At 60.8% G+C, this 13,593-nt stretch carries 15 protein-coding genes and 1 tRNA gene; 12 read left to right on the top strand and 4 right to left on the bottom strand.

The window, feature by feature from the left end; genetic code table 11:
* Nucleotides 1–20 precede the first annotated feature (20 nt).
* Nucleotides 21–383, top strand: coding sequence for a hypothetical protein (locus VJX68_RS05445; protein ID WP_324094646.1), 363 nt, complete (start codon nt 21–23; stop codon nt 381–383).
* A gap of 1 nt (nt 384) precedes the next feature.
* Entirely contained in the window at nt 385–906 is a 522-nt protein-coding gene (locus VJX68_RS05440) for a hypothetical protein (RefSeq protein ID WP_324094645.1), read from the top strand.
* Between the two features lie 1,817 nt (nt 907–2,723).
* Here VJX68_RS05440 and VJX68_RS05435 read toward each other — a convergent pair.
* Nucleotides 2,724–2,798, bottom strand: a tRNA-Gly gene (locus VJX68_RS05435).
* Nucleotides 2,799–3,089: 291 nt separating this feature from the next.
* Between VJX68_RS05435 and VJX68_RS05430 the strand changes: the two genes are divergently transcribed.
* Both VJX68_RS05430 and VJX68_RS05425 read left to right on the top strand, forming a co-directional pair.
* Nucleotides 3,090–3,554, top strand: coding sequence for a hypothetical protein (locus VJX68_RS05430; protein WP_324094644.1), 465 nt, complete (start codon nt 3,090–3,092; stop codon nt 3,552–3,554).
* Nucleotides 3,555–3,563: 9 nt separating this feature from the next.
* Nucleotides 3,564–4,169, top strand: a complete 606-nt coding sequence (locus VJX68_RS05425) for a DNA-3-methyladenine glycosylase (RefSeq protein ID WP_324094643.1) — start codon at nt 3,564–3,566, stop codon at nt 4,167–4,169.
* Here VJX68_RS05425 and VJX68_RS05420 read toward each other — a convergent pair.
* Nucleotides 4,166–5,680 carry a glycosyltransferase family 39 protein gene (locus tag VJX68_RS05420; protein WP_324094642.1) on the bottom strand — a complete coding sequence of 505 codons (1,515 nt, stop codon included), beginning with the start codon at nt 5,678–5,680 and terminating at the stop codon, nt 4,166–4,168. The two genes, VJX68_RS05425 and VJX68_RS05420, sit on opposite strands and share 4 nt — an antisense overlap.
* 63 nt (nt 5,681–5,743) lie before the next feature.
* On the opposite strand from VJX68_RS05420, the gene VJX68_RS05415 reads away from it, so the two are divergent.
* The 7 genes from VJX68_RS05415 to VJX68_RS05385 all read left to right on the top strand — a co-directional run bounded on the left by VJX68_RS05415 (nt 5,744) and on the right by VJX68_RS05385 (nt 11,117).
* Entirely contained in the window at nt 5,744–6,580 is an 837-nt protein-coding gene (locus VJX68_RS05415) for an SAM hydrolase/SAM-dependent halogenase family protein (protein ID WP_324094641.1), read from the top strand.
* A 2-nt stretch (nt 6,581–6,582) separates the two neighbouring features.
* Complete coding sequence (locus VJX68_RS05410; RefSeq protein WP_324094640.1) at nt 6,583–7,665, top strand: site-2 protease family protein; 1,083 nt, start codon at nt 6,583–6,585, stop codon at nt 7,663–7,665.
* A gap of 9 nt (nt 7,666–7,674) precedes the next feature.
* The gene (locus VJX68_RS05405; RefSeq protein ID WP_324094639.1) at nt 7,675–8,175 is read left to right on the top strand and encodes a deoxycytidylate deaminase; all 501 of its coding nucleotides are present in this window, start codon (nt 7,675–7,677) and stop codon (nt 8,173–8,175) included.
* The gene (locus tag VJX68_RS05400; protein ID WP_324094638.1) at nt 8,172–8,648 is read left to right on the top strand and encodes an HIT family protein; all 477 of its coding nucleotides are present in this window, start codon (nt 8,172–8,174) and stop codon (nt 8,646–8,648) included. Before VJX68_RS05405 ends, VJX68_RS05400 begins: the two co-directional genes overlap by 4 nt.
* Nucleotides 8,626–8,934, top strand: coding sequence for a c-type cytochrome (locus VJX68_RS05395; protein ID WP_324094637.1), 309 nt, complete (start codon nt 8,626–8,628; stop codon nt 8,932–8,934). The genes VJX68_RS05400 and VJX68_RS05395 overlap by 23 nt, the downstream gene beginning before the upstream one ends.
* 89 nt (nt 8,935–9,023) lie before the next feature.
* On the top strand, nt 9,024–9,227 hold the full coding sequence (locus VJX68_RS05390) for a CDGSH iron-sulfur domain-containing protein (RefSeq protein WP_324094636.1): 204 nt from the start codon (nt 9,024–9,026) through the stop codon (nt 9,225–9,227).
* Between the two features lie 90 nt (nt 9,228–9,317).
* The gene (locus tag VJX68_RS05385; RefSeq protein ID WP_324094635.1) at nt 9,318–11,117 is read left to right on the top strand and encodes an ArnT family glycosyltransferase; all 1,800 of its coding nucleotides are present in this window, start codon (nt 9,318–9,320) and stop codon (nt 11,115–11,117) included.
* Between the two features lie 116 nt (nt 11,118–11,233).
* On the opposite strand, the gene VJX68_RS05380 is transcribed toward VJX68_RS05385, so the two are convergent.
* Together VJX68_RS05380 and VJX68_RS05375 are read right to left on the bottom strand one after the other, a co-directional pair.
* Nucleotides 11,234–12,031, bottom strand: coding sequence for a Sir2 family NAD-dependent protein deacetylase (locus tag VJX68_RS05380; protein ID WP_324094634.1), 798 nt, complete (start codon nt 12,029–12,031; stop codon nt 11,234–11,236).
* 42 nt (nt 12,032–12,073) lie between these two features.
* Entirely contained in the window at nt 12,074–13,054 is a 981-nt protein-coding gene (locus tag VJX68_RS05375; protein WP_324094633.1) for a redoxin family protein, read from the bottom strand.
* Nucleotides 13,055–13,149: 95 nt separating this feature from the next.
* Between VJX68_RS05375 and VJX68_RS05370 the strand changes: the two genes are divergently transcribed.
* Entirely contained in the window at nt 13,150–13,593 is a 444-nt protein-coding gene (locus tag VJX68_RS05370) for a GNAT family N-acetyltransferase (protein ID WP_324094632.1), read from the top strand.

The following is a 13,593-nucleotide window of genomic DNA, read 5'->3' as shown; positions in this document are numbered from 1 at the left end:
GTCGTAGTACGGTGCTCTGAATGGACAAGCACATAAGTAAGCATCCCGAAACTCAACATCTCGCGGGCGATGTGGTTCACTACCGCGAGTACAAAATTCTGCTGCAACCTGATCGATTCACGAGCAAAAACGGCTCTCTCGAGTTTTGGGAGACAGCGTCAAAGACTCTTAAGAAGCTCCACCTCAAGGTGGATGTCGACGACCGCGGATTCGACAGCCAGGTTCGGGAAGTGCTCTTCTACGACACTCCGCAGTTTGACCTCTACAACAACCACTTCATTCTGCGAAAGCGCACCTTTTACGACCAGGGATGGCCCCGGCCCGGCCACGAGCTGACTTTCAAATACCGCGCGCCCGAGCTTAAGAAACGCCGCCGCCATTGACGTGCGTCCGCAATTGGGTGGACACGACGAAGTCAAGTTCAAAGAGGAGTTGCTGCTCGAGCGCGATCGCCTCGGCGGGATGCGCAGCGTTTATTCTCACGGATGCGTCCTGACGTCGCCTAACATTGAACTCGATCGCGGCATCGAGGACATCGCCCGCGCCTTTCCGACTCTCAAGCGCATAGACATACGGCCCAGAACCAAAATGATGCTGGTCAACAACGTAGCGGTCGAAGAAGTGCAGAATACGATGGGCATCATCCATTTCGGGCACCACTTCAAAGGCAAGACCACCATCGCGATATGGCGCAGCCGCGCACTGGAAAAATCACTGTCGGGCGAGTTCGCCTTTCAGTGCAAGTTCGATCGGCTTGATGAGGTGAGCAAGGAGTCCATCGAGCTCTCCGAAGAGTTCTATAAAAGGGTGCAGCTCGATTGCGCGGAATGGATCAAACTCGGCACCACCAAGACCGCGATGGTCTACGGGCTCGGCGACAGACAGCAACTAAAGAACCGCGAATGAGTGGAGCGGGCGACCGGAGTCGAACCGGCGACGTCCAGCTTGGTAACTCGCCGAACCGATTTTCGCGAAAACCTCGCTGCCACCGCTTGTTGGCAGCGTAGCGCCGGTACACAATCCCTTGCAATCTTTTCTTGCTTCCTATTTCCCGTTTCTTCCCTTCTTTTCCCCTCCAGTCCGCGCGCGATTTCGTAGCGCTGACACGACCAGCAAGAATTCCAGCATGCGGCGCGAGCACGCGGAACTTCGTGCGCGGCTTGAAGGCGAGCGCCAGCTTCAAATTCTCGCGGCGCAGATCGTTGGAGCGGCGCAGATCGCGCTGTCATCGGAAAAGCGATCGAAGGTTTCGCTCAAGCGATGCGCGCACCATCACCGCGCGGTCGTGCGGGCGGACGCGCGCGCGCGCGAAGAGCCTGGCGCTACTTCGACGGCACTTTCATGCCGGAGTCCGCAAAGCTTGAATCGAAGATCGCTGTGTACGAACGGTACGCTTCGGAGGGCCGAGCACGAGCGATTGTCGCGAGACGCTACGAAGACGGTAGATTCGCTCCCAACGCGCGGTAGGAGATCGCGAACGCCAAAAAGACGATTGACGCGACGCCGTCAGGGTGAGATAAGAGCCGCGGAGGAAAGCACTCATGCAAAGACCAACCGGTGTGGCGGCAGTCGCAGTGTTTTCGGCAATTGTGATGGGCCTGTTTGCCCGTTCGCCCTACGCAGAAGCGGGCGGCAACTGCGAGGCTAAGCTGGCGGGTAAATCTTACAATTGCAGCTGGGTGGTTAGCGATGGTCCATCGTTTACCGAGTGCGACGAGTTTGTGACCGGGGGGCATCCAATTTCTTCGATTTCCTTTTTTCCAGTATGGATTGGGGCTGCGCATGTGATCCAACGGGCTCTTCCAAGTCGCCATCGTTCGACAGTTCTTCGAGCTCCTTTGAGTGCTCATCCGCCACTGGGTCTTTCATGATCAGCGGAAAAGTAAACGGCAAGAAACTCTCCGCTCAGGGAGAGGCGGCATTCGGCGAGCAGTATGTCGGTACGTGCAAGCTGAGTTCTTCGCCTTGCCTTTGAAGGATGCACGCTCGCTTCGCGAATCGCGCGACTATCCCCCTTATCGCCGTTCTGCGCGAGCCGCTTGTCGCGAGCGCATCCTGAGATTTGGAACGCAAGTGTCCCAAGTGGGCAGGCCTTCGGCTAAAGAGACTCTTGATCCACGGCCCGGCGAATTGCTCGCTGTCGAGTTCTGCTGCGAGTCGTGAGAGCCTGTCCGCTGATCGCGGACTAGAGCACGTAGCTCGGGCCCGTGGCTTTGCGCGGTGGCTCCGCGCTGCCCTTCACATGGTTTCGCGCCGCTGCCTAGCGGCCGTTACTCGTTGCCCGGCTAACGACCAGCCGACGCGCTATGCGATGCGCGCTGAACGCCATGTGGTGCCCCCCTACTTCCGTCGCTTCAGCGCCTCTACTGCGGCTCTCCGCGCGGCTGGGTTCTAGCCCACTTGTACTTTCTCCGCCATCGAGTTCTCCGGCGCTCGCGCCGGCGTCAGCCGTTAGAGGCTCCACGAACCTTTCGGGGTTTATTGCTATCGAGAACCAGTGACGAGCTTTTCGCTCGCCCAGGCGACGGATGAGACGAAATACCGCTTCGATCGCTACGGTCGTGCACAGTGTTCCGAACGCGCTCGCGGCAAGCGCCTCGCGCGGCGGCACTAAGGCGCGGTCATCCGCGCATTTTCGGTGATACGTGGGTGATAGCGAGCTGTCGCGATCTTCGCGATTCTCGCGCCGTGCCGCTAACTGTTCGGATTTACAAGCGAAAGAATGGAGCGGGCGACCGGGGTCGAACCGGCGACGTCCAGCTTGGGAAGCTGGCATTCTACCACTGAATTACACCCGCTCGGAGCCGAGTCTAGGTGCGGACCTGCATACTGTCAATTGAGCCCTGGCGACTCGCCTGCAGTAGATCTCGCGCGAATACAAGCGCACTTCCCCATTGACTTCGTTGCCCTCGATCAAAAAACTCTCACGTATGACTCTCCGTTTTCGGGACGCCGCCGCACGCTTGTCTAGACGTTCGTTCCATGAAGCCATTGTTGCGCTGATCGTAGGATGCCTGGCTCTCGCGTCCGCCGGATGCTTTCATTTTGGGGCAAAGTCGAGTTCCGCGAACACCCCTACTCAGCAGCAGATGGAGGCCTACGCCGAACAACAAACCGCGCTTCGAAGAGACGCGAGCCAGCCGAACCGCGAATCGCAGGAACATTGTGATCAACTCGCCACGGCCCCGCCCGGCGTCGAGGAGCTTCGAATCAATCATGGTGCCGTCGAGAGCCGCCAATGGACGCTGCTCGCAAATGGCTCCGTGCTGCAATGGTCTTTCGTGAGGGTACCGGATGGCTCGCCTGAGGGCTGGGCGCCGAAACCCGGCCTCGACAAGCTCAATTTCCAACCTCCTCTCGAACCCGCTCTCACCGCAGGCTCAAACCACTTCCTCGCTTATGCTCCGATCGACAGCAACAGCCTCGAAGACAACCAGAAATCCACCACCGCGAGAGCGGTGTTCGGCCCTGCGCAAGGCAACTTTACGTGGCGCGGACGAAAGTACAGTTACACTCTGACGCCCGAATTGCCCTGCTTTCCCCGATTGCAGTAAAACCTCGCGATGACCGCATCGCGAAAGCTGACGCGCGACTTTTACGCACGACCCGTTCTGCTCGTCGCGCGCGAATGCATCGGCAAAGTCCTGGTGCATCGCACCGCCGACGGCATCGCGGCCGGCCGCATCGTAGAGGTCGAAGCCTATCGCGGCCCGCTAGACCTTGCGGCGCATAGCGCGCGCGGTCTGACTAAACGGACTGCCGCGATGTACGGGCCACCGGGCTATGCTTACGTGTACTTGCTATACGGAATCAGTTGGGCGATGAACCTTGTGACTACTGCCGATGGCGAGCCGCACGGGGTACTGATTCGAGCAATCGAACCGTTACGAGGTATCGCTTTGATGGCGCGGCGCCGGCGTAAACCGCCGGATTCCAAAGAACTGACTAATGGACCCGGCAAACTGACTAATGCACTGGCTATTACCGGCGCCGACTACGGACGGGACTTATGCGGTGGACGGCTCTACCTCGAACGGTCCGAACTTCCCATCGGACGAATCGGCCGCTCGCCCAGGATCAACGTCGATTACGCCGGCCGCTGGGCGTCAAAGCGATGGCGCTTTTATGAAAGCGGCAACCGTTACGTCTCGGTCGCACCGCGCGATTAGAGATTCGGAGCATTCTGCACGCCCGCCTCAGGACGCAACACAACGACCACATTCTTGAACCTTGCCACGACGATCGGATACTCCCGGCGAATCTCGGCGACTTGTGGAGGCGCCACCGTCGGCGAGACGACGATCACGCGCGGCGCTGCGCGTTCATCTCCGTGAAATGGAATCCGAACCACCTGCACTCTATCCCGCTGCGCGGCAGGAATGTAGTAGCTAACGACATAGTACTCGTGATATGCGCCGACGCGCCGCTGGGAACCCGCATTAGCCAGTGCTATCTCACATGCTTCGCGCCAGCGATGGTCTCCCTGCCTCAAGTCCAGCGACACTCGCAATATAGAGAGAATTCCTATCGCGACGATCGCGGCCGTACGATAATTTCGCGAAGGCAAATACTCAATCCCTATCGCAGTGAGTATAAAGATGGGAACGAAAGAGGATATCACGTAGCGCGTCACGAGCATCGGAACAACGAGGTACGATCCAGCCAACAGAGCAATCGGCGGCAGCCCGATCCAGAGGATCAGCAGCATTGCCAAATCTCGACGCGAACGCCAGAGCTGAAATCCGCCCACGATCGCGAACAGCGCGAACAACAGGAACGGCCAACTACCCAGCCCGCTCTCGAATGTCGCCAATGGCTCCCATGACCCCGGCGGCTTGATCCATTCGTAGTCGCCCCGCTTCACGCCCTCGACTCCATATCGCAGGCCGGCGAAAAAGGGCAGCAGCAACACTATCGCGGCAACGATTGCGACCCCCATCAGCCATGGCTCCGCGCTTCGCGCCTTTTCGTCGCTTTGTGCGTGGGCAAGTCGTAGATAGATCAGCCACAACGCCTCGGCCGCAATCACAAGCGCCGCAGTAAAGTTGGTGGCCACTGCAATCGCGGAAAAAATCGTAAGACCGGTGTAGTTCGCCGGTCCTCCCAACCGCCGTGCGCGTAACAGAAAAATCACCTGCGCCAGAATCCACGCCTGCATCATCGAATACATTCGCGCCTGGCGGGCGATTTCCACCGACGGAAGCCCAACCGCAAACAGCAGCGCGCACACCGCCGCCACCATGTAGATGCGGCCTTTTTCATATCTCGCCCGTTCTTTCACGGGAGAGGCGGCCGAGCGCAGCTCGGCAGGTGAGGGTTCTGGGCCCCCGCACACCGCCAGCATGACTTCTACGCCTAGGACGAACACCAGCATGATCGACAGCGACCCGATCAGTGCTGGCAACGCCCGCATCGCCGCCTCGCTCTCGCCGAAAGTCAGCATCCAGGCGTGTTGCGCGAGTTCGCAAATCGGGAACTTGCCCGAATCCAGCTGATGCTGAATCAGCAAGACGTCCCTGACGCTCCGTCCTGACGACTCGGCCCATGAAAGCGACTCGTCAATCGACAGCTCGCGCGCGCCGAGGCGAAAAAAACGCAGTAGCGTGCCCACTACGACCGCCGTGAGCAGCACTGCGCCACCCTGTCCTCGCCAGCCGCCCGGCAGAAAGTTGCGCTTCATTGCTCTGACAGATGTTTGATGGAGAAATTGCGCGACGCCGCTGTTTCGCGTCTACTGTCCGTTATGCCGACGCCCGCGCGTAACTCTTTTCCGCTCGCAATCATAACCGACTTCGGCTATCGCGACCACTATGTCGGTGCGATGAAGGGCGTCATCGCGTCGATCGCTCCCAGAGCCACCGTCATCGACATCAACCACGGCATCCCGGCGCAATCCATCGCCGCTGGCGCGCTCGCTCTGCGCGAGTCCTGGCACTACTTCCCTCCGCGCACGGTCTTCCTGGCGGTCGTCGATCCTGGCGTCGGCACCGCGCGTGCACCGATCGCCATCGAGACTCGCGCCGGCGCCCGCTTCGTCGGCCCAGACAACGGCCTGCTATGGCTGGCGGCGAACAAGGCCGGCATCAAGCGAATTGTGAAACTGACTTCGCCCCGCCATCGTCTTACCAGTGTCAGTGCTACTTTCCACGGCCGCGACATCTTTGCGCCCGCCGCGGCGTATCTCTGGCGCGGCACTTCGATTTCCGCGCTCGGGCCCGCGCTCCGCCCGCCTTCGATCGTTCAGCTCGATCTGCCGCGTCCCGTGGAGTCGGCGCGCGAGGTGCGCGGTGAAGTGATCTATGTGGACGGCTTCGGCAACCTGGTGAGCAATATCGATCGCCGAGCGGCCAAGCAGTTCGGCTCTCGCTTTCGCCACAAATCCCTTTCAGTTAGGATCGAACGTGGCGCGGCGATGCGAATGCTTGACGCTTATGGTGACGCGCCCAAAGGTGCCCCTCTCGCAATATTCGGGAGCTTCGGCCTGCTCGAAGTCGCGGTGCGCAACGGCAACGCTGCCGCGCACTTCGCCGCCGGACCCGGCTCATCGGTATCGCTCGTCGCGGCCGCGGGCCGCACTTAATCATGGATGAAATAGTCGCACACAAGGGCACTCCCACCGTCCTTACCGAAATTCCGCGATACACCGCGCCGGCAGAACCGGGCGCGCGTGAGCTCGACGCTCCGCGAGTCCCGCCGTTGAACGTCGCGCTGCTCTTGCTGACACTCCTGACCACGACCACCGCCGGCGCGTACATGAATGGCGAGGAAGTCTCCTTCTGGCATCCGTTTCTCGCCATCGCCGCCTTGCGTTCCGGCCTCTCGTTCTCGATTCCTCTCATGATGATTCTCTTCGCGCATGAGATGGGCCACTACCTGACTTCGCGCTACCACAACGTCGACGCCTCCCTGCCCTACTTCATCCCGGCGCCGCCTTCGCTCTTTATCATCGGGACCTTCGGCGCATTCATCCGGATGCGCGAGCCGGCTCGCACTCGCCGGGTAATGTTCGACATTGGCGCCGCCGGCCCGTGGGCGGGCGTAATGCTCGCGATACCCGCCGTCATCATCGGCCTCTATCTTTCCGACGTGACGCCGCTCGACAAATCCGCCGGCGGCCTCGAGCTCGGCAACTCGCTCCTGTTCCTCGGTCTCTCGCACCTAGTGCTGGGCGTCGATCCTTCGACCGTCAACGTGAATCTCAGTCCGATCGCTTTCGCGGGATGGCTCGGGTTGTTCGTCACCACGCTGAACCTGTTGCCCGTCGGACAGCTCGACGGCGGCCACGTAATTTACGCGCTGTTTCCGCGCCGCCATCGAACGATCTCCGTGCTGTTCGTCATTTCGTGCGTGCTGATGGTGCTGGTGCCGCTCGCGCTCGGGATGAGTTTCTGGGGTGGCTGGCTGCTATGGGCTGTCCTGTCGGTGGCTCTGGGACTGGGACATCCGTCCACCGTCGATCGCGACACTCCGCTGAATCCGCGTCGCGCTCTCGCCGCCTGGGCTACCGTCGCCCTGTTCATCGTGACGTTCAGCCCGGTGCCGCTCTCGTTTGTGCAACCCGAGGCGCCTCCGCCGACGCAGCCGAGCGATCACAGCCAGGAAATAATCCATCACGCACCGCACTACGACGAGATGCTGCGCCAAATCGTCCGCTCGAAAATCTGAGGAGCCGCATTGGCCGACATCTCGAACAAACCGAACCTGCATACGAAGCCCCATCGCCCGAGCTGGGATCAATACTTCATGACGATCACGCGTGAGGTCGCCGAGCGCTCGACCTGCCTGCGCGCCAAGGTCGGCGCCGTCATCGTTCGTGACCGCAGCATCCTCGCGACCGGCTACAATGGCTCGCCAGCGGGATTACCGCATTGCACCGAGGTCGGATGCCTCGTCTACGAATCGCGCACGCCCGACGGCGAAATCGAGCAGAACTGCTATCGAACCATCCACGCCGAGATCAACGCGATCTCGCAAGCGGCTCGCAACGGCGCCGCCATCCGCGATGCCGACATCTACGTCACGCACACTCCGTGCATCCACTGCCTCAAGGTGCTCATCAATACCGGCGTCCGCACGGTGTACTATGCACGCCCCTACAAGCTCCACACCGTCGAGCAGCTCCTCAAAGGCGCAAGCATCAGGCTCGTCGAAGTCCCCGCCGCGGACCCCGCATGACATCCGCGAAGCCCGCGTGCGGAATCTGCGCGATCATCGATCGCATCAAGGCCGGCGCCTTCCACGATTTCGTCGCCGAGCTGAGTAGCTGCTACGTGATCCTCGGCGACCAGCAATTCTATCGCGGCTACTGCGTGATGCTCGCAAAACTCCACGCGACCGAGCTCTACCTCATGCCCGCCGACGCCGCGCGCGAGCTGTTCGACGAAATGTGTCTGGTGGCCGAAGCCATCGCCGCCGTCGTCAAGCCGTGGAAGATGAACTACGAATGTCTCGGCAATTCGGAACCGCACGTGCATTGGCATCTGCTGCCACGCAGTGAAACCGACGAAATGCGGCGCGGACCAATCTGGCTTCGCCCCGAATCCGAACGAAAGGTAACGCTGGACGACAATGACCGCCGTGCCCTTATCGGCTCCATCCGCGCCCAGCTTGCCCTCCGCTTCCCCAATGCGCGCATCCCGCCGAGCTAGACGAATTCCGCGCGCCACTCTCGCGCTCGCACTCCTCGCCATTGTCCTTACGGGATGCAAGCCCCCCTCGCTCCCTGACGCGAGCAGCCCCGGCGCGCAGCTCTACGTCGAGCGATGCGGCAATTGCCACGCGCCGTACAATCCCCATGAAATGACGGCCTCGATGTGGGACACGCAGGTCACGATGATGGAAGTGAAGATCCAAGCCGCCGGCATGCCCCCCCTGACCTCCGACGAGCGCGAGTCAATCCTCGAATACCTGAAACACAACGCCGGCACCGAGTAATTGTCGCATAGACATTTGACTCTGCGACTCGGCTGGTCTTAAGTGACCCAAAGACGCCCTGCAATAGAACTCAACGCGAGGAATTAACCATGGCCCGAATGGTCAGGCACGAAAAGAACTCCCCCTACGAGGTCCCCGAAGGCACCGAGCTGCCAATTTATATCTGCGCGTGCGGACTTTCGAAGAACAAGCCCTTCTGCGACGGCTCGCACAAGAAAACGCGCGACGAAAATCCGTCCGACGTCTATCTCTACGACGATATCGGCCGCGCCCGCGTCAAAACCGAATACTAGCTTTAGTTGCCTCGGTCCGATCTCCTCTTCGATGTCCCCCTTCTCACATGGGAAGGGGTTAGGGGTTAGGTTTCCCCTACCCATTCCAAATTGAAACTCCCTGAAGAGACTGCGCGCGACGATTCCGAGGCTGCCGCCCCTCCCGATTGGCTCAACTACATCGCTGAGCCGCGCCACGCATGGCCTATCCTCCTGATCTTCGGCGTCGCTCTCGACCTCGTAAATCTCGGCGGCTACCCTCTCTACACCAAGGGCGAACCGCGCGAGGCTGTCACCGTCTTCGACATCGTCCATGGCGGCGGCGTGCTTTTGCCGCAGCGCGCCGGCGTCGAGATTCCCTCCAAGCCCCTGCTGATGCACTGGCTGGCCGCGCTCGTCTCGCTCGTGGCCGGCGGCGTAAACGAATTCTCCGTGCGCCTGCCGTCAGCCGGACTCGCCATTGCCGGCGTGATCGTCTGCTATTTCTACGTGCGCCGCCTGTTCGACGACGTGACCGCCCTCATCGCCGCGCTAATCCTCGGCACCACGTTTCAGTACCTGCAAGCCGCCACCGGCGCTCGCGTCGACATGACGCTGACCTTCTTCATGGAGGTCGCGTTTTTCGAATTCCTCCTCATGGCCGAGGGGATGACGCGCCGCCGGATGCTCCTCTACGTCGCAATCGCGCTCGCCGTTTTGACCAAGGGCCCCATCGGCTTGATTCTTCCGGGCCTGGTCGCCTTGATTTGGATCGCGCTTGAAAGACGATGGACTCTGCTGCGTGAGATGAATCTCGTGCGCGGCGCGCTCGTCGTGCTCGTTCTCGCCGGCGGATGGTACCTCGCCGCGCTGATCGAAGGCGGTCCCGAGTTTTTTCGTAAGCAGATTCTCACCGAAAACCTGCTCCGCTTCTCCGGCGGCGGCGATTTCCACGAGGGCCACATCCACCCCTTCTACTACATGGAACTCGCGCTCTTCGCCGGATTCATGCCGTGGACGATTCTGCTGCCAATCGTCGGCGTCCAGGCCGCGCGCGCACCGCTGGCAGTCGACCCGCGCCTCAAATACATCTTCGTCTGGTTCACTGCGGTGCTGATCTTTTACAACCTCCCGCAGAGCAAGCGCGGGGTGTACCTGCTGTGCATGTATCCCGCTTTTGCCACGATCATCGCAATTTATGTGAGACAAGCCATCATGCGTCCCGCGCCCGCGCGCACCTACGTCCACTGGATCGCGCGATTCTCCGGCTTCGCAATGTTGATGCTTGGCAGCGCTGCTCTGGTCACGCTGGCGATGCTCGTCGCCTCGCCGGGCGAGGTCGCCAACCTGCTGCAAGCGGCCAGCATTCGCGCGCCCGCCTTCACGCGCATCTTGATCTCAACCGTCGGCGAGCATTGGATGCTCGCGCTCGCGCTGCCGCTGTTGGTCGTCGTACTAGGCGTACGCCTGATCGTCACCCGCCCGCTTGTGGAACGCACTGTGCTCGCAATCGCGGCCGCGATGGTCTTCGTCACCGTTGCGGTCAACGTCGTTGTCGTGCCGGCCATCGCCAACACCCTCTCGCTGAAGGACTTCACCGACCGTGCAATGAAGGTCGTGGACAACAGTCCGGTCGGCTATCTCAATGCGCTCAACTACGACGTCGCCTTCTACAGCCGCCGCACAATCCCTATCGTCTCGCAAAGAGACCCCGACATGCCCCAGTACCTGATCGCCTGGCGCGCGCTCTTCGACTCACTACCAGCGACCAAGCGCGACCGCTTCGACATAATGATGACCAGCAACCCAACCTCGCTGGACGGCACCGACGAGATGCTCCTCCTCCGCCAGCGCCCCAGTTCTCCGACGCCCAAGCCCTCCGACGACTACATCCAGGCAAGCGCCCGACTGAATCGTCCAAACCCCTTCTAACAGGGACGAAGTCCCGCATCTTTGTCTTAACAGCGGGTGCAGGGGTCACCCCTGACCGAGGAAGCATGAAACCCACGGCGGGTTTCATCAAAATAAAGTTCACGTTCCCGCGTTTTCTACGACAGCGCTTCTCTTCTCATCTCCGCGACTGCCCTTACCAGCCGCGGCAGCACCTCCGCCGAGCCGCCGCGCAGGCTGACGTCACATATCGGCGTGATCTCTGATTCGTACAGATTCACCTCGATTAACGTTCCGCCGCGCTGCTTCACTTCGAGGGCGAATCCCGCCGCCGGGTAAACCGTCGCCGAGGTTCCTGCCACGAGCACCAGGTCCGCCTTCGCCGAATGCTCCGCGCACATGTTCAGCACATCGATCGGAATCGGCTCGCCAAACGAAACCGTGTCCGATTTCAACAATCCTGCGCATCGCGGGCATGAGGGCGGCAGTGTTTCGAGGCTGATCGCGTCGCCGTGAAACCGCGTCCTGCAATCGAGGCATCGAATCAAAGTCCAGTTACCGTGAATTTCCGCGAGCGCTTTCTGCCCGGCCTGCCGATGCAGATCGTCGACGTTCTGCGTAATCACAAAGCGCAGCACCCCTAGTTCTTCCATCTCGACCAGCGCGAGATGCCCCGGATTCGGCTTCGCCACCGTGAGCGGTTTGTAAAGCTCGTCATTGCGCTTGCTGAGCCGTTCTTCCCAAGCCTTTTTCGGGTCGGCCATGAAGCGCTGAAACCCGTTCATCGGCGGCTCACCGTACTTGGTCCACAGCCCGCCCGGCCCGCGAAACGGCGGTATTCCACTTTCGACCGACATCCCCGCGCCCGTAAGCGCGATCGCGTACCGTGCCGTCAGGATCCTTCTCGCGGCTTCGCGAATTTCTTCGTCGCTCGCCTTTTCGCTCGGCTTTGTCATCGGGAATTCGCCCTCCCGCCTTATTTCAAATAATAGTCGTGCTCAATTGACTACGCACGAAATGAACGTGAATGCGTACACCGCCAGTCCCGCCACCTCGGCTCGAATAGTCAACGCGCCTGAAACCACCGACTCATTCGCCACGAGACTGTACATCCGCGGCCGGTCCACCGTGACGAATCCACGCTCGCCTTCGAACTTCACGTCGTCGCCCGCGCGCTGGCTGCCTTCGAGCGTAACCTCCGCGCGTACGCTCGCGCCGGCAGGCGGCGTCATCACCAGGTTCACATCCTTGGCCGTGTACCTGAGCGAAATCGCAGCGCCAGGCGCTTCACTCCGTGCGCTTTCCTGCTCGACGCGCCATCGGCCCGCGAGATAGCTCATGCCCTCGACGTGCGGTCCGGCGTCACGATAATCATGCGGCTGGTCACGAACCACGCCCGCGAAATTTCCGAACTGTCCGCGCGCGTGACCGAGATACAACTCCGGCGTGACGCGATAGCAGACCGCGCCGGGGCGGTCGCTGTCGCGGACCGGCTCCATCGGCGGCGGCAGGCTTGCGCCCGGATTCAGTTCGCGGATCAATCCCTGAATAGCTACTTCGGTTTCCTGGTACGCGCCTTCGCCGAAATGGTAATAGCGAATGCGTCCCTTCGCATCGACCAGGTACTTGGCGGGCCAGAACCGATTCGAGTAAGCCCGCCAGATTGCGTATTCGTTATCGAGCACAATTGAGTATTCCAAACCGAATCGCGCCGCAGCTTCCGTCACGTGCGATCCCTCGCGCGCAAAAGAAAACTCCGGCGCGTGCACCCCGACAACTAGCAGCCCGCTCCGAGCGTATCTCTTGTTCCACGCCACCACGTACGGCAGTGTCCGGATGCAATTGATGCAGGTGTAGTCCCAGAAGTCGACCAGCACGATCGCCTTGTCGCGCAACGCCTTGATGCTCACCGGGCCATATTGAATCCATTGCCCGCCATCCAGTTCAGGCGCCAATACCGTCTCGGACAATTGCGGCATCTCGATCTCCTAGATGGCTCAGGAGCGTAGCACATGCCCGCTTTCGGCTCGAAGTGGATTTGACGCTTCGCCCATCGCGCGCTAGTCAATCGCTCGTGCATGAGCCTTCGCGCCTCAAAGTGATTGCGATCGAATCGCCCGCTGACATGCAGCGCGCTCACGCGATTCGCCGGCGCGTCTTTATCGAAGAGCAGCACGTACCCGAAGAAATCGAACTGGACACCGACGACGCGCACGCGTTTCACGCGCTCGCGATCCTCGACGGAGTCGCCATCGGATGCGGGCGGATGCTTGAGCATGGCGCGAGTGAAGTCAAGATTGGCCGAATGGCCGTCTTGCCTGAGTTTAGAAGAACCGGCGTCGGCGCCCACATCTTGCGCTTTCTGGTCGATCGCGCGCACACGCGCGGATTCCACAAAGCAATCCTGCACGCGCAACTCACCGCCGAAGGCTTCTATCTAAAGGAAGGATTCAACCCGGTGGGCGGCGTATTCGACGAGGCCGGCATCGCGCACCGGAAGATGGAGCGCGATCTCTAG

Origin of the sequence: Binatus sp. (SeqCode), assembly GCF_035272065.1 — a bacterium.
Taxonomy (GTDB): Bacteria; Desulfobacterota; Binatia; order Binatales; family Binataceae; genus Binatus.
The sequence above is the reverse complement of the archived record's forward strand: the minus strand, read 5'-3'. Positions and strand labels throughout refer to the sequence as shown.

What these genes read in the sequence shown, in the direction of transcription:
- VJX68_RS05415 (WP_324094641.1), top strand. Translation starts at nt 5,744, where the DNA reads ATGCCGACGCCCGCGCGTAACTCTTTTCCGCTCGCAATCATAACCGAC.
- VJX68_RS05430 (WP_324094644.1), top strand. Translation starts at nt 3,090, where the DNA reads ATGGAGGCCTACGCCGAACAACAAACCGCGCTTCGAAGAGACGCGAGC.
- VJX68_RS05425 (WP_324094643.1), top strand. Translation starts at nt 3,564, where the DNA reads ATGACCGCATCGCGAAAGCTGACGCGCGACTTTTACGCACGACCCGTT.
- VJX68_RS05410 (WP_324094640.1), top strand. Translation starts at nt 6,583, where the DNA reads ATGGATGAAATAGTCGCACACAAGGGCACTCCCACCGTCCTTACCGAA.
- VJX68_RS05445 (WP_324094646.1), top strand. Translation starts at nt 21, where the DNA reads ATGGACAAGCACATAAGTAAGCATCCCGAAACTCAACATCTCGCGGGC.
- VJX68_RS05395 (WP_324094637.1), top strand. Translation starts at nt 8,626, where the DNA reads ATGCGCGCATCCCGCCGAGCTAGACGAATTCCGCGCGCCACTCTCGCG.
- VJX68_RS05420 (WP_324094642.1), bottom strand. Translation starts at nt 5,680, where the DNA reads ATGAAGCGCAACTTTCTGCCGGGCGGCTGGCGAGGACAGGGTGGCGCA.
- VJX68_RS05390 (WP_324094636.1), top strand. Translation starts at nt 9,024, where the DNA reads ATGGCCCGAATGGTCAGGCACGAAAAGAACTCCCCCTACGAGGTCCCC.
- VJX68_RS05400 (WP_324094638.1), top strand. Translation starts at nt 8,172, where the DNA reads ATGACATCCGCGAAGCCCGCGTGCGGAATCTGCGCGATCATCGATCGC.
- VJX68_RS05375 (WP_324094633.1), bottom strand. Translation starts at nt 13,054, where the DNA reads ATGCCGCAATTGTCCGAGACGGTATTGGCGCCTGAACTGGATGGCGGG.
- VJX68_RS05380 (WP_324094634.1), bottom strand. Translation starts at nt 12,031, where the DNA reads ATGACAAAGCCGAGCGAAAAGGCGAGCGACGAAGAAATTCGCGAAGCC.